This is a genomic window from Herbaspirillum sp. NPDC087042, assembly GCF_044745245.1.
In the GTDB taxonomy this organism is placed as follows: Bacteria; Pseudomonadota; Gammaproteobacteria; order Burkholderiales; family Burkholderiaceae_D; genus Herbaspirillum.
Genome location: NZ_JBIUZW010000011.1, coordinates 163,407 through 184,876, shown reverse-complemented (window position 1 = coordinate 184,876; position 21,470 = coordinate 163,407). Strand labels below are relative to the sequence as shown.

The following is a 21,470-nucleotide window of genomic DNA, read 5'->3' as shown; positions in this document are numbered from 1 at the left end:
ATGCGCGCCTTCCTGGCCAATCTCTACCGCCTCGGCATCAAGGAACTGTGGAGCCTGCTGCGTGACCCGGCCATGCTGGTGCTGATCGCCTATACCTTCTCCCTGTCGATCTACGTGGCTGCCACCGCCATGCCGGAGAGCCTGCACAATGCCGCCATCGCCATCGTCGACAACGATGCCTCGCCGTTGTCGGCGCGCATTGCTGCGGCCTTCTATCCGCCGCATTTCCGCACGCCCCGTCTGGTCAGTGCCGCCCAGGCCGATGCCGGCATGGATGATGGCGACTACACCTTCGTCCTGGACATCCCGGCCGACTTCCAGCGCGATGTGCTGGCCGGCCGCGCACCGGCGCTGCAGCTCAATGTCGATGCCACCCGCATGAGCCAGGCCTTCACCGGCAATGGCTACATCCAGCAAATCATCACCACCGAGGTGACGCAGTTCCTCGCCCGCAGCGAGCAGGGCGCGGCCTCGCCGGTGAACCTGGCCCTGCGCATGCGCTTCAATCCCAACCTGGAGCAATCCTGGTTCGGCTCGCTGATGGAAATCATCAACAACGTCACCATGCTCTCCATCATCCTGACGGGGGCGGCGCTGATCCGCGAGCGCGAGCACGGCACCATCGAACACCTGCTGGTCATGCCGGTGACGCCGGCCGAGATCATGCTGGCCAAGGTCTGGTCCATGGGCCTGGTGGTGGCGCTGGCGGCACTGGGAGCCTTGCTGCTGATCGTGCGGCTGGCCTTGCAGGTGCCGATCCAGGGCTCGGTGGCGCTGTTCATGCTGGTGACTGTCATGCACCTCTTTGCCACCACCTCGATGGGCATCTTCATGGCCACGCTGGCGCGCTCCATGCCGCAGTTCGGCATGCTGGTGGTGCTGGTGCTGTTGCCGCTGCAATTGCTCTCGGGCGGCTCGACCCCGCGCGAGAGCATGCCGCAGCTGGTGCAGGACATCATGCTGGTGGCTCCGACCACGCATTTCGTGGCGGCCGGCCAGGCCATCCTCTATCGTGGCGCCGGCCTGGAGGTGGTGTGGCCGCAGCTGCTGGCCATCTTCGCCATCGGCGCGGTGCTGTTTGCGGCGGCGCTGGCGCGTTTCAGGAAGACCATCAGCCAGATGGCGTGATGGATCACATGTGAATTTCAACCCACCGGGGAGTATGCATCATGGACTTGACCAGCCCTTCCGCCTTGATACCTGCCATCAGCATCTGCCTGCTGCTGTTCGGCTACGGCATGCGCGCGCGCAAGTGGGCGCCGTACTGCATGCTGGCGGGCGCTTTCGGCCTGCTGGGCGTGTTGCTGTATCGGGTGTCGGTTGCCATCGGCTAGGGCCGCCCGGACAGCGTGCAAAAAAATGCCCCCGGCCTTGAGGGCAGGGGGCTGGGTGTAACCGTGGGGCAGGATGGAGGGGCTTAAACCTGCGCCCGCAATCCTGTCACCTTGATGCGCGATTCCAGCGCGCGGCCTTTGCGTGCACGCTTGCCGATGTGCACGCCCAGCGAAGCGGCCGACAGGGCGATTTCCTTGGCCTTGCCGACATTGCCGGTGCCTTCGACCACCACGCCCTTCTGGCTGATGGCTTGCGCGCCGACCAGCTTCTCGTTCTTTTCCAGCTCCATCAGGTTCACGCCACGGCCACCCGAGGACAGGGTCTTGAGCTCGTCCAGGCCGAACACCAGCAAGCGGCTATTGCCCGAGACGCAGGCCACGGCGCTGGCATCAGCCGGCACCGGACGCGGCGCCAGCGGCAGGGCGCCTTCATCCAGCGTGAAGAAGCTCTTGCCGCCCTTGACCCGGCCGAACATGTCGGAGGCCTTGGCGATGAAGCCGGCGGCGCCGTCGGAGGCCAGCAGCAGCGTGGTATCGGCCGGACCGGCAAAGTAGTGCAGGATGCTGCTGCCGCTGGCCAGTTCCAGCAGGGTGGTCACAGGCACGCCATCGCCGCGCGCATTGGGCAGGGCGTTGACGGCAATGGTATAGACCCGGCCGTTGGAACCGAAGGCCAGCAGGTTGTCCACGGTGCGGCATTCGAAGGTGCCATACAGGCTGTCGCCGGCCTTGAAGGTGAATTGCGTGGCATCGTGGCCGTGACCGGTACGGGCGCGCACCCAGCCCTTCTGCGAGATGATGACGGTGACCGGTTCATCGATCACCTTCTGCTCGAAGGTGGCGCGCTCGGCTTCTTCGATGATGGTGCGGCGGGCGTCGCCGTAGGTCTTGGCGTCGCCTTCGATTTCCTTGATGACCAGCTTCTTCATCGAGGCCGGATTGTCCAGCAGGTCTTGCAGCGTGGTCTTTTCGCCGCGCAGTTCGGCCAGCTCCTGCTGGATCTTGATGGCTTCCAGGCGCGCCAGTTGGCGCAGGCGGATTTCCAGGATGTCCTCGGCCTGGCGGTCCGAGAGCTTGAAGGCGGCGATCAGGGCCGGCTTGGGTTCGTCCGACTCGCGGATGATCTTGATGACCTTGTCGATGTTCAAGAGCACCGCTTCCCGGCCTTCCAGGATGTGGATGCGGTCGTTGACCTTCTGCATGCGGAATTGCGTGCGGCGGGTCACGGTCTCGAAGCGGAAGCTGACCCACTCGGTGAGGATGTCGGTCAGGCTCTTCTGGCGCGGACGGCCATCGCCGCCGATCATCACCAGGTTCAGCGAGGCACCGGTCTCCAGCGAGGTCTGGGCCAGCAGCGTGTTCATGAACTCGGTCTGGTCCTGGTTCTTGGACTTGGGTTCGAACACCAGGCGCACCGGCGCTTCACGGCCGGATTCGTCGCGCACGGCGTCGAGCAGGCCGAGGATGGTGGCCTTCTGGGCTTGCTGCTCGGGGGTGAGCGACTTCTTGCCCAGCTTGAGCTTGGGGTTGGTCAGTTCTTCGATTTCTTCCAGCACGCGCTGCGAGGACACGCCCGGGGGCAGCTCGGTGATGACCGCCTGCCACTGGCCGCGTGCCAGGTCTTCGATCTTCCAGCGGGCGCGCACCTTCAGGCTGCCACGGCCGCTCTGGTACATCTCGGCAATGGTCGACTTCGGGGTGATGATCTGGCCGCCACCGGGGAAGTCGGGGCCGGGGATGAGTTCCATCAGCTCGGCGTGGCTGATCTTGGGATTGCGGATCATCGCCACGGCCGCCTTGGCCACTTCGGTGAGGTTGTGCGAAGGGATTTCGGTGGCCATGCCGACAGCAATGCCGGAGGCGCCGTTCAACAGCAGGAAGGGCAGGCGCGCCGGCAGCAGGCGCGGTTCTTCAGTGGAACCGTCGTAGTTGGGCTGGAACTCCACGGTGCCCATGTCGATCTCGTCGAGCAGCAGCTTGCTGATGGGCGTCAGGCGGGCTTCGGTGTAGCGCATCGCCGCTGCGCCATCGCCATCGCGCGAGCCGAAGTTGCCGTGGCCGTCGATCAGGGGATAGCGCAGCGAGAAGTCCTGGGCCATGCGCACCAGCGCGTCGTAGACCGACTGGTCGCCGTGCGGGTGCAGCTTGCCCAGCACGTCGCCGACCACGGCGGCGGACTTGCGCGGCTTGGCCGCCGAGTTCAGCGACAGTTCGTTCATCGCGTAGAGGATGCGGCGCTGCACCGGCTTCTGGCCGTCGGCCACGTCGGGCAGGGCGCGGCCCTTGACCACCGAGATGGCGTAGTCGAGATAGGCGCGCTCGGCGAAGGTGGACAGCGTCAGGGTGTCGCCGTCCGGGGCCGATGGTGTCTGGTCAAAGAGGTTGGCTTGTTCTGTCATGGGTCAGTCTTGGTTAGGGTCTTGCCTTGCGTTGGCAGCACCAGGCGAGATCGCCGGCGATGCCAACGTTCAGGAAAAAGGGCGTCTGGATACGGTTCGGGTCAGTAAGTTGGCTAAGGTGAAGACCATTGCGGTGAGCAGCATTGTCGTCGGAACTAGCATCTCGCCGACTTCGGTTTTCGCGAACACAGCAGCGAACTTGCTTGCCGTGAAATAGATGAACACACACAAGTAGGGCAGCGTGGTCGAGTTTGCATAGATACTGGAGATCAGCATTCCTGTGACTGCCAGCGCCCAACTGATCACAATCAGGCTCGTCGGCGCATCATAGCCATAGTTGAGCACACCGATCACCGTCAGTACACTCGAGACCAGCCAGGCTGCCCGCAGTTTGGTCAGATGTTTGAAACCCGCATCCAGCAATTGATAGTAATGCTCGCCCCCCAGCGCCAGCATGTAGGCCCAGGGCAGGAACATCGGTCCAAAGACATCGTTGTCGCGGCTATGCACCAGTAACATGCCAATGAAAATCCCCAGCAGCCTGAGGATGCCGATGCCCGTGCTCGCCCCCGTGCCGGCGCCGCCGAGCCGCAATGTACTCACTACCATCACATACAAGGCGATGGCCGAGATGCCCAGGCAGAGCGGCAGCAGCAACCAGGTGCTGGCGTGCGGGGGAAGCATCATGAACGGCAGGCTCAGCAGCGCCGCCGGTGCGATCCAGGCCAGTTGCCCTGCGCGAGATTGCAGTAGCGCATGCAGCCGGTCGCTCAGGGTGGAGGAGCCAAAGACCAGCACGCAGGTCGCTGCCAGAAGCAGCAACTGGCCCAGCAGCCAAACGCTGACATAGTAGGTGTTGCGGCCTAGCGCCTCCTTGATCTGGTGGTCGACGTCGCTGTAGTGAAACGAGGTGAACAACATCGTCGAAAAAGATACGCCAAGGACCAACGAGGCAAGCAGGTTGTGTCCTTGCAGACGCTTGCGGGCCAGCTTTTCTTCCCACCAGCTCACGACCTCCGGGTTGAGCTTGCGTTGCAGTGTTTCGGGACAGTTCCAGCGCATGTGCTGGATCAGTTGCTGTATCTCGTCGGTGACGCTGCGGTTGTAGAGCTTGCGACTCCACCGTGGCGGGGCGCTGGCAAGCAGCGCGCGCGAGGCGTCGGTCTTGCGGTTCACCAAGTGGTGATGCATGCGCAAGGCGCGTAGTTCGGACATGATTTGCCAGGCCAGTCCGGGTTGCGCGGCATTGAGCATGGACTGGTCTGCTTCCCAGCGGTAGAAGGCGTTCAAGCCTTCGATCAGCACAGGATCGGCATCGGGGCGCGCGCAATATCGCGCTGCTTCGACTTCGAAGGCGTTGGCAAAATCCAGATTGTCGAAGTCGCGGCCGCGGGTATGCTTGGTGATTTCGTTGGCGAGGCTGTAGTGCAGACTGGTGTTGGGGGCATTGTGATAGCCGCGCAGGAATTCTTCCCAGCTCTGCGCCGGTGTGTTGCTGGCCTCGAACTCGAACACCACTGTCTGGGCGGCTGCGGGCGCCAGCGCCGGGTTGACGGCGGCGGGGGCAACGATGTCGATGCCGGGCGATGGCATCGTGGATGCGCTTGCAGGCGCCGCTTCTGCCGATGGCTCGGTGGCAGACGCTGAGGGCGCCTGTTCTGCGACATCATCCTCCAGGGCGGCCTGGGCCAGCGCCAGGGCAAGATCGTAGGCCTGGCGCAGTTTCTGGAAGGCGTCGGCATTTTCATCGGGCCGGGTGGTCTTCAGGCAGGCAGCATAAGCACGCTTGATGGCGCGCGCGTCTTGCGTCGGAGCGATCTGCAGCAGGTCCCACGCCCACTTGTTCCATTCAGCGTCCATCACAGCTGACGCTCCCGCTCAATCTGGTCCAGCATCTGGCTCACTTGGACGTGTTCCTTGCGGATTAGATGGCCATCCTGTGTTTCGAGCACGGCCTGGTAGCGTGCGATCACTTGTGACAGGAAGTGCCGATGATCTCCTAGCGACTGCTCGTAGAGTCGGTCAGCGCGCGCCAGCAGGGTGCGCGTCTGCATCTGGTCGCGCGGGTGGATCTTCAGCTCGGCCAGTTCGGCCAGTCGCTGCTGGATCTGCTCTTGCGTCATGACGCCGGGCGATTCCAGGATGACGAGCTTGCGCACGTCATCGGTGCCCAGCACCTTGGCTTCCACTTCCAGGATGCCGTTCACATCGTAGGTAAAGCGGATATCCAGCGACACTTCGCCAGCCTTGCGCTTGGGAATGGGGACGCTCAGTTCGCCCAGCAGGATGTTGTCGCTGACCATCCTCGATTCCCCCTGGTAGATCGGCACCACGACCTGTTCCTGGTTGTCCTTGATGGTGGCAATGCTGTTGGAGCGCGAGGCTGGAATCACCGTATTGCGTTCGATGATGGGCAGATAATGCCCATGGGTGTACTGGGTCGGGCCGACCTGATGCGAGATCGCGATGCCCAGCGAGTACGGAGCGACGTCGGTGAGCACGATTTCCTGCAGCGCTTCGTCACGCATCTTCAGGCCGGCCTGCACGGCCGCGCCAAGCACCACCACCTCATCCGGATTGACGGAGATATCCGGGAAGCGGCCAAACATACGCGAGACCAGTTTGCGTACCAGTGGCATGCGGGTGGCGCCTCCTGCCAGAACGACCTTGTCCAGTTCATTGGTGCGGATGCGGGCATCGCGCATGGCGCGCTCCACTGGCTGGCGCAGCCGTTCCAGCAAAGGCTCGGCCAGGCGGGCCAGCATATCTTCGTCCAGCTCGCAGCGATATTCCTGATCTCCGTAATGCACACGCAGCGTGGTGCCAGCTTGCTCCGACAGCGCGCGTTTTCCGCGCTCCATCTCTTCGCGCAGCTTGCGGGCCTGGCGCGCATCCAGTGGCGTGCCGCCCAGGCATTCTTCCAGGCCGCTGCGTTTGAGAAAATCGACGGTCATCGCCTGAAGGAAATCTTCGCCGCCGAGGAAGTTGTCGCCGGCCGTGGCCCGCACTTCCATCACGCCATCGAAGAGCTCGAGGATGGAGACGTCAAAGGTGCCGCCGCCCAGGTCGAAGACGAGGAACTTGCTCTCGGCCTGCTGTTGGTGCATGCCAAAGGCCAGTGCCGCAGCGGTGGGCTCGTTGAGCAGCGAATCGACCTTCATGCCAGCCAGCTGGCCAGCGTGACGCGTGGCTTTGCGCTGGGCATCGCTGAAGTAGGCCGGCACGGTGATGACGGCTTCGTTGACCGGCTCGCCAAGATAGGCTTCGGCATCGGCCTTGAGGGCGCGCAGCACGATCGAGGACAGCTCTTCTGGACGGAATACCTTGTTGCCCAGCGTGATGCGCTTGTCGCTACCCATGTAGCGCTTGAAGAGCGACGTGCTCAGCTCGGGGTGGGTCTGCAGCCGCTCCTGCGCCGCCTTGCCGACCAGCAGGCTGCCGTCATCATCCAGTCCGACGCAGGACGGCGTGAGGTGTTCTCCCAAGCCATTGGGAATGATTTCTGCCTGTCCATTGCGCCATACAGCGACCAGGCTATTGGTGGTGCCTAAATCGATTGCGATGATCATTACTACCGTTCCCCGATATGGTTGATTTCTTGGTTTTGTTGGTCCTACTGGTCTTCCTGGCGGGTGCTGGGCGCGTGAGGCGGGAGGGTCACCTTCAGGCGCGGCCCGCCCGCAACATCGTCGCGGCTGGCCTGCACCATCGACACCGCTGGGCCCGGGCGATACAGTTGATAGAAACGCGACACCAGCCGCACATACCCTTGAGTCTCCGGATAGGGCGGAATCTTGTTGCCGTATTTCTGCACCGCGCCTTCACCGGCGTTGTAGGAGGCAATGGCCAGTTCCACGCGCTGCGGGAACATCGCCATCAGGTCGCGCAGGTAGCGCGCGGCCAGGCGGATGTTGAGCCTGGGGTCGTTCAGTTTCTGTTTCAGGCTCTTGCGGCGGTCGCCCTGCAGACCATAGCGCTCGGCGGTCTCAGGCAGGATCTGCATGAGGCCGATGGCGCCCTTGGACGATACCGCGCGCGCATTGAAGCCCGACTCGGCCGTCATCACCGCCTTGAGCAGCGCGGCATCCAGGCCGAATTCGCCAGCCGCCTGCCTGAGCAGGTCGTCGTACTTGCCGGCATCCGGATGGGCCAGCATGGTGCGTACGAAGGGCGGGTCGGCGCGGGTGTCGGAGGCATCCCGGCTGCCATGGTGGTTCAGCGCGTCGGCGCTGCTGGCCATGAGACGCTCCGGGTTGTCCAGCTTTTCGGCGTAGACGTGGACTGCGCCTTCGGCATCGGTATAGCGGTAGATGAGGGTGCCTGCGGCAGCGGCGGCACCACCGGCGGCTTCGACATGCGTATGCGACAGGCCATTGGCGTCGGTGTAGCGCACCGCATTGTCGGGCCTGGCCTGGACCTGGATCTGGGCCTGCTGGGCCTGTGCCGGCAGCATGCCTGCGCCCAGCAGCACACCCGCGCCCAGCAGGGCGCCGTGCAGCGTGCGCAGGAGGCGGCGTGGCACCGGCCTGGTCATCTCAGATATCCGCCTCGGCCTCGTTGCCGTGCTCTTCGATCCATGCGCGGCGGGAGGCGGCTTCGCCCTTGCCCATCAACATGTTGAAGCGCTCTTCCGAGGTCTGCACGCCGGGTTCGCCAAAGCCGATAGGCAGGAGGCGACGGGTGTCGGGGTTCATGGTGGTTTCCCACAGCTGCTCGGCGTTCATCTCGCCCAGGCCTTTGAAGCGGGAGATGCTCCAGGCACCTTCCTTCAGGCCATCCTTGCGCAGCTTGTCTTCGATGGCTTCGAGTTCGCCATCGTCCAGGGCGTAGAGCTTCTGCACCGGCTTCTTGCCACGGGCGGGGGCATCGACGCGATAGAGCGGCGGACGCGCCACGCAGATGTTGCCGTTCTCGATCAGCTTGGGGAAGTGACGGAAGAACAGCGTCAAGAGCAGCACCTGGATGTGCGAGCCGTCCACGTCCGCATCCGAGAGGATGCAGATCTTGCCGTAGCGCAGGCCGGACAGGTCCGGGGTGTCGTTCATGCCATGCGGATCGACGCCGATGGCCACCGCGATGTCGTGGATTTCATTGTTGGCGAAGAGGCGGTCGCGCTCGGTTTCCCAGGCGTTCAAGACCTTGCCGCGCAGCGGCAGGATGGCCTGGAATTCCTTGTCGCGGCCCATCTTGGCCGAGCCGCCGGCGGAGTCGCCCTCCACCAGGAAGAGTTCATTGCGCGACACGTCCGAGGATTCGCAATCGGTCAGCTTGCCCGGCAGCACGGCCACGCCCGAGGATTTCTTCTTCTCGACCTTCTGCGCCGAACGCAGGCGGCTCTGGGCCTGCTTGATGACCAGTTCGGCCAGCTTCTTGCCGTACTCGACGTGCTGGTTCAGCCACAGCTCCAGCGCCGGGCGCGAGTAGCCGGCCACCAGGCGCACGGCATCGCGCGAATTGAGGCGTTCCTTGATCTGGCCCTGGAATTGCGGATCCAGTACCTTGGCCGAGAGCACGAAGGAGACGCGTGCAAAGACGTCCTCGGCCAGCAGCTTGACGCCCTTGGGCAAGAGCGAATGCATCTCGGCAAAGCTCTTCACGGCCGAGAACAGGCCTTCGCGCAGGCCCGATTCGTGGGTGCCGCCATTGGAGGTGGGGATCAGGTTGACGTAGGACTCGCGCACCACCGCGCCTTCCTCGGTCCAGGCCACCACCCAGGAGGCGCCTTCGCCCTCGGCGAAGCCTTCGGCATCCTTGCCGGCGAACTGCTCGCCCTCGAACAGCGGGATCAGGGTCTCGCCGCTGCCGCTCTGGGCCAGTTGCTCCATCAGGTAGCCGCGCAGGCCCTGGTCGTATTGCCAGCTCTGGCTGTCGCCGCTCCTGGCATTGGTGAAGGTGACCTTCACACCCGGCAGCAGCACTGCCTTGGAGCGCAGCAGACGCTGCAGCTCGCCCAGGGGGATGGTGGCCGAGTCGAAATACTTGGGGTCAGGCCAGACAGTGACGCGGGTGCCGGACTTCTTGTCGTCGCGGGTAGCGGGGCGCGAGGCCAGCTTCTCGATGACGTCGCCGCCCGAGAAGGCCAGCGTATGCACGCCACCTTCGCGCCAGACCGTGATTTCCAGGCGTGTCGCCAGCGCATTGGTGACCGACACACCCACGCCGTGCAGGCCGCCCGAGAAGGCATAGGCGCCGCCGGAGCCCTTGTCGAACTTGCCGCCGGCGTGCAGGCGGGTGAAGACGATCTCGACGGTGGGGACCTTTTCTTCCGGGTGCAGGCCAACCGGGATGCCGCGGCCGTCATCTTCCACGCTGACGCTGCCGTCGGCGTTCAAGGTGACGATGATGCTCTTGCCGTAGCCGCCCAGCGCTTCGTCGGAGGCGTTGTCGATCACTTCCTGGAGGATGTGCAGCGGATTCTCGGTGCGGGTGTACATGCCCGGACGCTGCTTGACCGGCTCCAGTCCCTTGAGGACGCGGATCGATGATTCACTGTAGTCGGACGGGGAGGTTTTCTTGGTTGCCATGCAGATGAGTGGTCTTGGCTGATGCCGGAGGGTTGTTGTCTGGTTGCCCAGCGTAGCGGCCCGGGGACGGGCCATCTTGCGCTGCAAAAGCGCATTCTAATGAAAATTCCGATAGTTCGGCGCCCGCAGAGGTGAAATGTTCCCTACTGGGTAGTTCCCGGCGTCAACGTCAGGTAATTGTCATCAATTTGCTCATAAAAAAAGGCTTGCGCATGCGCAAGCCTCTCAATCCTTGTCGGACTGCCAACGGTGGCGTGATCAGGCGGCCAGCAGGCCCTCCACTGCCAGGGCGATGGACAGCAGGCGCTGGTCCTGGCCACCGGCGGCTGCCAGCGACAGGCCCACCGGTGCGCTGCCGGCGGCGTGGCAGGGCAGCGAGACCGCGCAACCATCCAGGAAGTTGATCAGCGTGGGGTTGCGCAGGATCTTGCCGTTGGCGCCGTAGTAGGCTTCGTCGCTGGCCTGCAGGTCGGCGATGCGCGGCGCGATCACCGGGACCGTGGGCATGACCATGGCGTCGAAGCCGGCCAGTTGCGCCTCGACCCTGGCGATCCAGCGTGTGCGCGCATGCAGCACGTCCAGCAGGTCGGCCGCGCCCATGTCCTTGCCGCGCAGGATGCGCGAGACCACGCGCTGGTCGTAGCCGTCGTGGTTCTCGGCGATCAGGCCGCGATGCCAGGCATAGGCCTCGGCGGCAGTGAAGCCGCCCTTGGCATTGATGGCGGCCAGTTCATTGAAGGCCGGCACTTCCTCTTCCACGATCACCGCGCCGGCCGCGGACAGCTTCGCCAGCGTGGCGCGATAGGCGCTGGCGACGTGGTCGTCCATGCCGTCCAGCACCACGTTGGTGGGGGCCAGCAGGCGCAGGCCGCGCAGCGGATGGGCGTGCGGGGCAACATAGTCGATGCCGGCCAGCACCGCATCCATGATGGCGCAGCATTCGACGGAGGCTGCCAGCGGACCGATGGAGTCGAGATAGACCGACAGCGGCAGCACGCCCTGCATGGACACGCGCGCGGCCGTCGGCTTGAAGCCGGTCAGGCCGTTGAAGGCCGAGGGGATGCGCACCGAGCCACCGGTGTCGGAGCCGACGGCGGCAAAGGCCATGCCGTCGCTCACCGAGATGGCCGCGCCCGAGGACGAGCCGCCGGGGATGCGACCACCTGCCACGCCGCGCTCCCAGGCATTTTGCGGGGTGCCGTAGTGCGGATTGATGCCCAGGCCCGAGTAGGCGAATTCGGTCATGTTGGTCTTGCCGATGACGATGGCACCGGCCTTGACCAGGTTTTGCACCACCACGGCGCTGGCCTGGGCGACGGGTTTGCCGCGCAGTACGACCGAGCCGGCCAGGGTGGTTTCACCGGCCACGTCGAAGAGGTCCTTGACCGAGACCGGCAGGCCCTCGATGGGCGAGCGGCGCAGGCCGGCTGCGCGCAGGGTGTCGGAGGCGCGGGCGGCGGCGCGCGCCTGCTCAGCATAGACGCTGGTGAAGACGCGCGCGCCTTCGCCGGCCGGATCGGCGATGCGGGCCAGGGCCTGTTCGGTCAGTTGCAGGGAAGTGGTGCGGCCGGCGTCGAGGTCGGCGGCCAGTTGGGTCAGTGTGCTCGGCATGATGGTGGGTATCGGTGTGGTGTGGCGCAGGTGCGCCAGAGGCAAGCTTGGGATCGCAAAACGGCAAGTATGGCATTGCCAGGCGCATCCGACAAAAACGGCCAGCAAGGCTGGCCGCAGGGAAGGTGAATCAGGCCACTTCGGCCAGCGATTCGGCCACGTAGCTGTGCCGCAGCGCGCGCTGGCGGCGTGGATCGTAGAGCTCCATCGTGAAGGCCGCCGCCGGGCGGATGCCGCCGATGGCGCCGACCGTGCCGCAGGTCATGCCGCAACCCTCGGGCAGCAGGGTACTGCCTTCGGTGAAGCGGGCGATCAGATCGGCGGGCGTGCGCAGCGAGGCCAGCGTGCCTTCCTGGTAGAGCTTGGTGGCGCCGTCTTCCTCGATCCAGGAGCGGATCACCAGTTCATCCCAGTACTCGGCCACGTCGGCCAGCTTCCAGGCTGTGGTGCCCACGGGCTTGACGCAGGCCTGCTTGGAGAAGGCCACGCTGTGCGCCTCCAGCTTGCGGTCGGTGTGGTCCGAGGCGATGGAGACATACAGCTCGCCGCCGGCATTGAAGACAAAGGTTTCCACTTCGCCGGAAGAGGCCTCGCCCAGCACCTGCACCTGCGTGGACTGGGACAGCTGGTTGGCCGAGACGCGGTAGAACAGCGGCACTGCGCTGGGGCGGGAGATGCCCAGGGCTTCCAGTTCTTCGATGTGGTGTTCGATGGCGGCCAGGTCGCGGCCGGCCCAGCCGGCGATGACCAGGCGGGTGAGGTCGGCGTCGACGGTGGTGTGGTCGGGGAGGGTAAAGGTGAGCTTCATGAGTTTCTATCCAACAGGGTGAATCAACAAGCGCGTGCCTTGCGCATTTCATTTTCCGTTCGGACTGAGTAGCTGCGCAGCAGCGTATCGAAGGTGCTCCGCTCCTTGCGCGCATACTGCTGCGCCTTCGATACGATCCTTCGGATCTACGCAGTCCGAACGGGAGGATCCGGTTTCGGATGAGGGGTCAATGCTTCCTGACGAAAAGAACCACCAGGAAACTGGCCAGGAATTCCAGCGCGGCCACGAAGTACAGGCCCGAGGACAGCGATCCGGTGCTGGTCTTCAATGCGCCGATCATGTAGGGCGCCACGAAGCCGGCCAGGTTGCCGATGGAGTTGATGAGCGCGATGCCACCGGCTGCAGCGGTGCCGGCCAGGAAGGCGGCGGGGATGGACCAGAACACCGGGAAGGCGGCCAGGATGCCCACGGCGGCCAGCGTCAGCGAGCACAGCGCCAGCGTCGCATTGCCCAGGCTCATGCCGGTGGCGACCAGGCCGATACAGGCGATGAGCGTGGCGATGGCGCTATGCAGGCGGCGCTCGCCGGTCTTGTCGGAGTGGAAGCCGTTCCAGATCATGGCCAGGGTGCCGGCCACGAAGGGGATGGCCGAGATCAGGCCGATCTGCAGGTTACCCTTGACGCCGATTTCCTTGATGATGGACGGCGCCCAGAAGGCGATGGTGGCATTGCCGCTGACCACGCAGAAATACACGGCGGCGCAGATCCAGACGCGATAGTTGCTGCAGGCATCCTTGAAGGAGAAGTGCTTGCCCGGTGCGCTGTTTTCGGCGGCCAGGGCTTGCGTGACGGCGCTCTTCTCGGACTCGGTCAGCCACTTGGCATTGGCCGGTTTTTCCGGCAGCCAGGCCAGCACGGCGAAGCCGGCCAGCAGCGAAGGAATGCCCTCGATGATGAAGAGCCATTGCCAGTTGGTCAGGTGGCCTACGCCTTCCATGCTGCTCATGATGAAGCCGGCAATCGGGCCGCCGACGGCACCGGCGATGGCAAACGAAGTCATGAACAGACCATTGACGCGGGCGCGGCGCTGGGCCGGGAACCAGTAGGTCAGGTACAGCACCACGCCAGGGAAGAAGCCGGCCTCGAAGATGCCCAGCAGGAAGCGCAGGATGTAGAACGAGGTCGGCGTGGTGACATAGGCCATCGCCATCGAGGCCAGGCCCCAGAGGATGGTGATGCGGGCCAGCGTCTTGCGGGCGCCGATCTTTTCCAGCAGCAGGTTGCTGGGCACTTCGAAGAGGAAGTAACCGATGAAGAAGATGCCAGCCCCCAGGCCGTAGATGGCTTCCGAGAACTGCAGGTCCTGCAGCATCTGCAGCTTGGCGAAGCCGACGTTGACGCGGTCGATCCAGGCCAACACGAACAGGAAGACCAGGAAGGGGATCAGCCGCCAGGCGATCTTGCGGTAGGTGAGATCCATGACGGATGTGGCCTCAGGCGTGGCCGCGGGCGTGGCCGCCGCGGAAGGGGAATAAGACATGGACTACCTCCTCTATGTTGCGCGCCGCCGGTCGTGCGGCGGCGTCGTGATCTGGGTGGACTTGCGTGGATGTGCGGGACGGCTCTGGGTGTGCTGGCGGGGTGCCGGGCATCGGCCGGGTTGCCAGCCTTGAATCCAGTATGGGTAAGCGGGGCGGGTGCTGTCCAACAAGAAAATGTGAACAGAAATGATTGAAAAATCTTATGAGCAAAAGCAGGGCGATGGCTGCTTCATGATGGTGCTGCGCAGCATCGCCAGTGGAGGCGGCCACATGCAGGGCGCATGCGGCCTGCGGACAGGTTCAGCTCAACGGCGCGGGTAGCCGGGCGATTTCCTGTCCCCAATTGAGTGCAAAGTCGGAGGCGGTTTCCTGGGCGATGCGGGCCACGGTTTCGGTCAGGGGATTCTCGTGGTCCGAGCGGAAGCAGGCGATCAGGGCCAGCGCCGGGAACTCGGTATCGACCCGCAGCAGGTGCAGGCTCTCTTCATTCAACTCGCGCTGGATAATGGCCGGCGGTACCGCCGCGATGCCGAAGCCATCGGTGGCCAGCCGGATCATGGTGGCTACCGAGGCGATGCAATTGATGTGCAGGTTGCGCTCGCTGCGTTCGCTGCCCGAGAAGAGGCGTTCGATCACCGCATGCGGCCCCGAGTTGCGGGCGAAGCTGATCACCGGGAAAGCCGCCAGGTCCGACAGGGTCAGGGTCTCGCTGCCGATGTCGAGCTTGGGACTGCAGACCCAGCGCATCGGGAATTCGCACAGCGCGATGTTGCTGACCTGCGGCCCGATTACCGGTTCGGCCTGCAGCACCAGGTCCACGCCACCCTTGTTGAATTGCTCGTGCAGGTGGATGGTGGTGTCGCTGACGATCTCGATCTGCAGGCGCGGGAAGGTCTTGTGCAGGCGCCCCAGGAAGTCCGGGAACCAGCTATGGACGATGGATTCGATCACGCCGATGCGGATCACGCCGGCATAGACCTCGCGGTCGGACATGTCGTCCTTCATCTCGCGCATGAGCTTGACCATGCGCTCGGCATAGACCAGCGCCTTGCTGCCATCGGCGGTCAGGGCCACCTCGCGCGCGCTGCGGTCGAACAGGCGCACGCCGAAATCCTGTTCGAGCGAGGCGATGCGGCTGGATACCGCAGCCTGGGTGGTATGCAGGCGTTCGGCCGTGAGCCGGAAGTTGCGCAGCCTGGCCAGCCAGACGAAGGTTTCGAGGAAGCGGATATTCATGGTGAAAGCACGGGCGAAGGGGCGTATTTTATCGTCATGCGCCCGCCAAAGTGCCCGTCATTTTTGGTGCGCTGCATCAGAAACTCACCTATAACGGTGCGTTTCTTGCTCGATTCTCGCGCTTTCCTGATTGCTTCTGGTGCGTTATAACGATATTTGGTTTTTGAAAGTATTTTTTCTTTACTCCGAAAACAAATGAAAATATATTTACATTTTTTCCGGAAGTGGAGCGAGAAGGATGTTCCTGCCGGATGATAAAAGCAGTCCAGAAAAATAGCAGTCGCAGGGCGGGGATGCAAATGATCTAAATCGTATAAACGATTTGCGTTGCATCGAATATCGGAGACATTCAAAAGGGGCGGCGGACTGTGACACAACAGCCGAAGAACATCAGCTTGCAGGGAGCGGGCGCGGTCGCGCAGGCCTTGGGCAAGCTGTATCCGCAATTGTCCAAGTCGCACCGCAAGACGGCCGACTACGTGCTGGGCAATCCTTTCCGTGCCGCCACCATGACCATCGATGAGCTCTCCGAAGCCGCCGGTATCTCGGTGGCCACGGCCAACCGCTTTTCCCACGCCCTCGGCTTCGATGGCTATGCCTCCTTCCGCGCCGCCCTGGTAGCCGACTTCGCCACCACGCTGGCACCGGTGGAGAAGCTGCGCGACGAGGTGCAGCGCGCCGCCAGCAGCGCCGAGATCATGGCCGCGGCCTTCGAGAGCGACATCCGCAACATCGAAGCCACGCGGCGCCTGCTCACCCCGGAACACTGCGAGCGCGCGGTCGACATGATCCTCTCGGCCGACCGCGTCTTCATCATCGGCTTCGGTGCCTCGGCCTACCTGTCCGGCTTGATGGCGCATGCGCTGGAACCCTACGTGCGCAGCGTCAGCTCGGTGGCCATGGCCGGTGGTCCTTCGCAGGCCGGTCGCCAGTTCTTCAAGCTCGACCAGCGCGACCTGGTGATTGCCATGCTGTTCCCGCGCTACGCCGCCGACACCGTCTGGCTGACCCAGCGCGCAGTCGAGAAGGGCGCGCAGATCCTCGCCATCACCGACTCCCATGGCTCGCCGCTGGTGCCGCTGGCCGATGTGGCGATCTACGCGCAGATCGAGCGCAAGCTCTCGCCGACCTCGGATGCGGCGGCCCTGATCCTGATCCAGGCGCTGTGCGACGCCGTGGCGCATCGCGCGCGGCGTTCGGTGCAGGCGGCCTCGCAGATGACCGAATTCGTATTGCCCTGGCTGTACCTGTCGCAGCAGCAGTCGCCGCGTACCGGCACGACCCCGGTGGGCAAGCCTGCCAAGGCAGCCCCCAAGACCAAAGGAAAGACCAAATCATGACGACTCCGGTAATCGCCATCCATGGTGGCGCGGGTACCATCTCGCGCAATTCGCTCTCGGCCGCCGACGAGGCCCGCTACCTCCAGGCGCTGGGGGCCATCGTGGCCGCCGGCCAGGCCATCCTCAATGCCGGCGGCTCGGCGCTGGATGCGGTCACCGAGGCGGTGCGCCTGCTGGAAGACTGTCCGCTCTTCAATGCCGGCCATGGTGCCGTCTATACCAGCGAGGGCAAGCATGAGCTGGATGCCTGCGTGATGAACGGCGCCGATCTCTCTTCCGGCGCGGTGGCCTGTGTCACCAATGTGCGCAATCCGGTCCTGGCCGCACGCGCCGTGATGGAAAAGAGCGAGCACGTGCTGCTGGTGGGAGCCGGTGCCGAAGCCTTTGCCGCGCGCAATGGCGTAGCCACGGTGGCGCCGGAGTACTTCCATACCGATGCCCGTCATGAACAATGGCTGCGCGTGCGCGGCCAGGCTGGCGTGATGCTGGACCATGACGCCGCCTCCTTCGCCTTCGCGCAAAAGGAAACCACCGAGCCCATCGACCCCGACCACAAGTTCGGCACCGTCGGCGCTGTGGCCCTGGACCGCGCCGGCAACCTGGCAGCGGCCACCTCCACCGGCGGCATCACCAACAAGCAACCGGGCCGCGTGGGCGATTCGCCCGTCATCGGCGCCGGCTGCTATGCCAACAACGCGACCGTAGCCGTATCGGCCACCGGTACCGGCGAATCCTTCCTGCGCGCGGTGGCCTGCTACGACGTCGGCGCGCGCATGGCCTATGCCGGCCAGTCGCTGGAGCAGGCCAGTCAGGCCGTGGTGTTCGAGTCCCTGCCCAAGGTCGGCGGGCGCGGTGGCATCATTGCCGTGGACGCCCAGGGCAACCTGGTGTTGCCCTTCAACACCGAAGGCATGTATCGCGGCTACGGTCGCGGTGACGACGCGCCGGTCACGGCCATTTACGCAGACTAAGCAGACCAGGCCTGAAGCGGCCCGCAGGAGAGAATCAAGATGCAACAGCCCCAACGCGTACTGGACGTGAACCACCTGAGCGTGCGCTTCTCCACCTCCGAACGGACGGTGGACGCGGTGCGCGACCTGTCCTTCCACGTCGGCCAGGGCGAGACTCTGGCCATTGTCGGCGAGTCCGGCTCGGGCAAGTCGGTGTCATCGCTGGCCATCATGCGCCTGATCGAACACGGTGGCGGCAAGATCGCCAGCGGCAGCATGCAGTTCCTGCGCCGTAGCGGCCAGACCCTGGACCTGGCCCAGGCGGATAACGCCACCATGCGCGGCATCCGTGGCAAGGAGATCGCCATGATCTTCCAGGAGCCGATGACCTCGCTGAACCCGGTCTTTACCGTCGGCGAGCAGATCGCCGAATCGATCCGCCTGCACCAGGGCATGGGCCGTGCGGCTGCCCAGGCCGAGGCGCTGCGCATGCTGGAGATGGTGCGCATCCCTGAGGCCAAGCGCGTGCTGGGTCGCCATCCGCACCAGTTGTCGGGTGGCATGCGCCAGCGTGTGATGATCGCCATGGCGCTGTCCTGCAAGCCGTCGCTGTTGATCGCCGATGAACCGACCACGGCCCTGGACGTGACCATCCAGGCGCAGATCCTGCAACTGATCCGCTCCCTGCAGGAAGAGATGCAGATGGGCGTGGTCTTCATCACTCACGACATGGGCGTGGTGGCCGAGGTGGCCGACCGCGTGGTGGTGATGTGCCGTGGCGAGAAGGTGGAAGAGAACGAGGTCAAGACACTCTTCGCGGCACCCGCCCATCCCTATACCCGTTCCCTGCTGGCCGCCGTGCCGCGCCTGGGTTCCATGCGCGGCACCGATACCCCGCTGCGCTTTGGCATCGCCCCGCAAGCCGAGGTGCGCCCCGACCTGGCCGCCAGCACGGCCGACCTGCAGGCACAGAAGGAGATCGCCCAGCAGCGCCAGCCCATCCTCAAGGTGCGCGAGCTGACCACCCGCTTTGATGTCAAGAGCGGCATCTTCGGTCGCGTCAAGCAGCGTGTGCATGCGGTGGAGAAGGTCAGCTTCGATCTCTATTCCGGCGAGACCCTGGCCATTGTCGGCGAGTCCGGTTGCGGCAAGTCCACCACCGGCCGTTCCTTGCTGCGCCTGGTCGATATCGCCGGTGGCCGTGTCGAATTCGGCGGGCGCGACCTGGCGCAACTGCCGCGCAGCGAGCTGCGTCAGCTGCGTCGCGATATCCAGTTCATCTTCCAGGATCCGTTCGCCTCGCTCGATCCGCGCATGACGGTGGGCTATTCCATCATGGAGCCGATGCTGGTGCATGGCATGAAGGAGGGCGCGCAGGCGCGCGTGGATGCGCTGCTGACCCGCGTGGGCCTCACGCCCGAGCATGGCCAGCGTTATCCGCACGAATTCTCCGGCGGCCAGCGCCAGCGCATCTGCATCGCGCGCGCCCTGGCCCTGAATCCCAAGATCGTCATCGCCGATGAATCGGTGTCGGCGCTGGACGTGTCGATCCAGGCCCAGATCGTCAACCTGATGCTGGACCTGCAGGCCGAGCTGGGCATCTCCTTCATCTTCATCTCGCACGACATGGCCGTGGTGGAGCGCATCAGTCACCGCGTGGCGGTGATGTACCTGGGCCAGATCGTCGAGATCGGCCCGCGCCGCGCCATCTTCGAGAATCCGCAGCATCCCTATACGCGCAAGCTGATGGCGGCCGTCCCCATTGCCGACCCGACGCTGCGCCAGCATGGCAAGAAGCTGTTGACCGATGAGATTCCCAGCCCGATCCGGCTGGTGGGCGATGAGCCCAAGGTAGAACCCTTGAAGGAAGTTGCTCCCGGGCACTTTGTGGCCCAGCACCGTATTGCCGGCGCGTTCTGAGTGCGCCGCTAGCTGTCCCGACGTAAAGTTTCCATTGTTGTAAATGCAGTCAGCGCAGTAATCTCAATAACGCTGTACCAACCTCAGCCTCACTGATCAGGAGAGACTAATGTCCGCATCCGCAAAAATCAAAGCAATGACCGCCGCCAAATGGCTGGCCATGGGAACCCTGGGCGCCGCCCTGCAGTTCGGCGCGGCCAACGCCTTTGCCGCCAAGACCGCCACGCTGGCCGTCGCCTCGACCTTCACCACCATGGACCCGTATGACGCCAACGATACGCTGTCGCTGTCGGTGATGAAGTCCTTCTACCAGGGCCTGTTCGGCTTCGACAAGGACATGAAGCTGATCCCGGTGCTGGCCGAAGGCTACCTGGTGAGCAAGGATGGCCTGGAATACACCATCCGCCTGAAGCAAGGCGTGAAGTTCCACGACGGTACCGACTTCAAGGCTGACGCCGTGAAGGCCTCGTTCGACCGCGTGATCAACCCCGACAACAAGTTGAAGCGCTACAACCTCTTCAACCGCATCGCCAAGACCGAAGTCCTCAACGACTACACCGTCAAGATCGTGTTGAAGGAGCCGTTCTCGGCCTTCATCAACGTGCTGGCCCACCCGTCGGCCGGCATCATCTCGCCGGCTGCGCTGAAGCAGTACGGCAACAAGGACATCGCCTTCCACCCGGTCGGTACCGGCCCCTTCAAGTTCGTCGAATGGAAGCAGACCGACTACCTGAAGGTCGCCAAGTTCGACGGCTACTGGAAGAAGGGCTACCCCAAGGTCGACGAGATCCTGTGGAAGCCGGTGATCGACAACAACTCCCGCTCGGCCATGCTGCAGACCGGCGAGGCGCAGTTCACCTACCCGGTGCCCTACGAGCAGGCTGATCTGCTCAAGAGCAAGCCCAACCTGGATGTGATCGCCGGCCCCTCCATCATCCAGCGCTACATGTCGATGAACGTCAAGCAAAAGCCGTTCGACAACCCCAAGGTGCGTGAAGCGATCAACTACGCCATCAACAAGCAGGCCCTGGCCAAGGTCGCCTTCAATGGCTATGCCGTGCCGATGGATGGCGTGCTGCCGCAGGGCGTGGACTACGCCTACAAGACCGGTCCCTGGCCGTATGACGTGAAGAAGGCCAAGGCACTGCTGGCCGAAGCCGGTTATCCGAACGGCTTCGAGACCGAACTGTGGTCGGCCTACACCCACACCACCGCCGTGAAGGTGATCCAGTTCCTGCAGCAGCAACTGGCGCAAGTCGGCATCAAGACCAAGATCATGGCCATGGAAGCCGGCCAGCGCGTGGAACGCGTGGAAAGCTGGCAGGATCCGGCCACCGCACCGATCCGCCTGTTCTACGTGGGCTGGTCGTCCTCCACCGGTGAAGCCGACTGGGGTCTGCGTCCGCTGCTGGCATCCGAATCCTTCCCGCCGCGTCTGTTCAACACCGCCTACTACAAGAGCGACAAGGTCGATGGCGATATCGCCAAGGCCCTGACCGTCTCCGACCGCAAGGAAAAGGAAGCGCTGTACAAGGACGCCCAGGAAGAAATCTGGAAGGACGCCCCGTGGGCCTTCCTGGTCACCGAGAAGCTGTTGTACGCCCGTGCCAAGAACCTCAAGGGTGTCTACGTGATGCCTGACCAGGCCTACGAATTCGAGAACATCGAATTCACCAAGTAATACCTCGGCGTCATGCGGCAGTGTGTTGCCGCAGCCACGCAATGGGGAAGGGGGCCTGGCCTCCTTCCCGCAGATTCACGATGCGTAGCCGCAGCCTGGCTGCGCAGGCAATGACTCAACAGCACGGTGTCGAAGCACCAGCGACGGGCAGCCTTATTCAGAGAG

At 64.1% G+C, this 21,470-nt stretch carries 15 protein-coding genes; 6 read left to right on the top strand and 9 right to left on the bottom strand.

Annotation, left to right across the window (positions count from 1 at the left end; genetic code table 11):
• Together ACIPHN_RS16410 and ACIPHN_RS16405 are read left to right on the top strand one after the other, a co-directional pair.
• Complete coding sequence (locus ACIPHN_RS16410; protein ID WP_400437789.1) at positions 1-1,128, top strand: ABC transporter permease; 1,128 nt, start codon at positions 1-3, stop codon at positions 1,126-1,128.
• Between the two features lie 41 nt (positions 1,129-1,169).
• Positions 1,170-1,334 carry a hypothetical protein gene (locus tag ACIPHN_RS16405; protein ID WP_400437788.1) on the top strand — a complete coding sequence of 55 codons (165 nt, stop codon included), beginning with the start codon at positions 1,170-1,172 and terminating at the stop codon, positions 1,332-1,334.
• Positions 1,335-1,417: 83 nt separating this feature from the next.
• Here ACIPHN_RS16405 and parC read toward each other — a convergent pair whose 3' ends face one another.
• The 9 genes from parC to ACIPHN_RS16360 all read right to left on the bottom strand — a co-directional run bounded on the left by parC (position 1,418) and on the right by ACIPHN_RS16360 (position 15,414).
• A complete protein-coding gene (parC, locus tag ACIPHN_RS16400) occupies positions 1,418-3,733 on the bottom strand; it encodes a DNA topoisomerase IV subunit A (RefSeq protein ID WP_400437787.1) in 2,316 nt (771 codons plus the stop codon).
• Positions 3,734-3,802: 69 nt separating this feature from the next.
• Positions 3,803-5,593, bottom strand: coding sequence for a J domain-containing protein (locus ACIPHN_RS16395; protein ID WP_400437786.1), 1,791 nt, complete (start codon positions 5,591-5,593; stop codon positions 3,803-3,805).
• Complete coding sequence (locus ACIPHN_RS16390) at positions 5,593-7,302, bottom strand: Hsp70 family protein (protein WP_400437785.1); 1,710 nt, start codon at positions 7,300-7,302, stop codon at positions 5,593-5,595. The genes ACIPHN_RS16395 and ACIPHN_RS16390 overlap by 1 nt, the downstream gene beginning before the upstream one ends.
• Positions 7,303-7,346: 44 nt before the next feature.
• Complete coding sequence (locus tag ACIPHN_RS16385; protein ID WP_400437784.1) at positions 7,347-8,267, bottom strand: lytic transglycosylase domain-containing protein; 921 nt, start codon at positions 8,265-8,267, stop codon at positions 7,347-7,349.
• 1 nt (position 8,268) lies between these two features.
• The gene (locus ACIPHN_RS16380) at positions 8,269-10,257 is read right to left on the bottom strand and encodes a DNA topoisomerase IV subunit B (RefSeq protein WP_400437783.1); all 1,989 of its coding nucleotides are present in this window, start codon (positions 10,255-10,257) and stop codon (positions 8,269-8,271) included.
• Between the two features lie 258 nt (positions 10,258-10,515).
• Positions 10,516-11,868 (bottom strand): amidase, encoded by a 1,353-nt coding sequence (locus tag ACIPHN_RS16375; protein WP_400437782.1) that lies wholly within the window; start codon positions 11,866-11,868, stop codon positions 10,516-10,518.
• 130 nt (positions 11,869-11,998) lie between these two features.
• Positions 11,999-12,676 (bottom strand): DUF2848 domain-containing protein, encoded by a 678-nt coding sequence (locus ACIPHN_RS16370; RefSeq protein WP_400437781.1) that lies wholly within the window; start codon positions 12,674-12,676, stop codon positions 11,999-12,001.
• A 187-nt stretch (positions 12,677-12,863) separates the two neighbouring features.
• On the bottom strand, positions 12,864-14,177 hold the full coding sequence (locus ACIPHN_RS16365; protein ID WP_400437780.1) for an MFS transporter: 1,314 nt from the start codon (positions 14,175-14,177) through the stop codon (positions 12,864-12,866).
• A 301-nt stretch (positions 14,178-14,478) separates the two neighbouring features.
• Positions 14,479-15,414 (bottom strand): LysR family transcriptional regulator, encoded by a 936-nt coding sequence (locus ACIPHN_RS16360; protein WP_400437779.1) that lies wholly within the window; start codon positions 15,412-15,414, stop codon positions 14,479-14,481.
• A gap of 368 nt (positions 15,415-15,782) precedes the next feature.
• On the opposite strand from ACIPHN_RS16360, the gene ACIPHN_RS16355 reads away from it, so the two are divergent.
• The 4 genes from ACIPHN_RS16355 (at position 15,783) to gsiB (ending at position 21,305) form a co-directional block, all read left to right on the top strand.
• The gene (locus tag ACIPHN_RS16355; RefSeq protein WP_400437778.1) at positions 15,783-16,754 is read left to right on the top strand and encodes a MurR/RpiR family transcriptional regulator; all 972 of its coding nucleotides are present in this window, start codon (positions 15,783-15,785) and stop codon (positions 16,752-16,754) included.
• Complete coding sequence (locus tag ACIPHN_RS16350; RefSeq protein WP_400437777.1) at positions 16,751-17,725, top strand: isoaspartyl peptidase/L-asparaginase family protein; 975 nt, start codon at positions 16,751-16,753, stop codon at positions 17,723-17,725. Before ACIPHN_RS16355 ends, ACIPHN_RS16350 begins: the two co-directional genes overlap by 4 nt.
• 39 nt (positions 17,726-17,764) lie before the next feature.
• The gene (locus tag ACIPHN_RS16345; RefSeq protein ID WP_400437776.1) at positions 17,765-19,624 is read left to right on the top strand and encodes a dipeptide ABC transporter ATP-binding protein; all 1,860 of its coding nucleotides are present in this window, start codon (positions 17,765-17,767) and stop codon (positions 19,622-19,624) included.
• 136 nt (positions 19,625-19,760) lie between these two features.
• Complete coding sequence (gsiB, locus tag ACIPHN_RS16340; protein ID WP_400437775.1) at positions 19,761-21,305, top strand: glutathione ABC transporter substrate-binding protein GsiB; 1,545 nt, start codon at positions 19,761-19,763, stop codon at positions 21,303-21,305.
• The last annotated feature ends 165 nt before the right edge of the window (positions 21,306-21,470 follow it).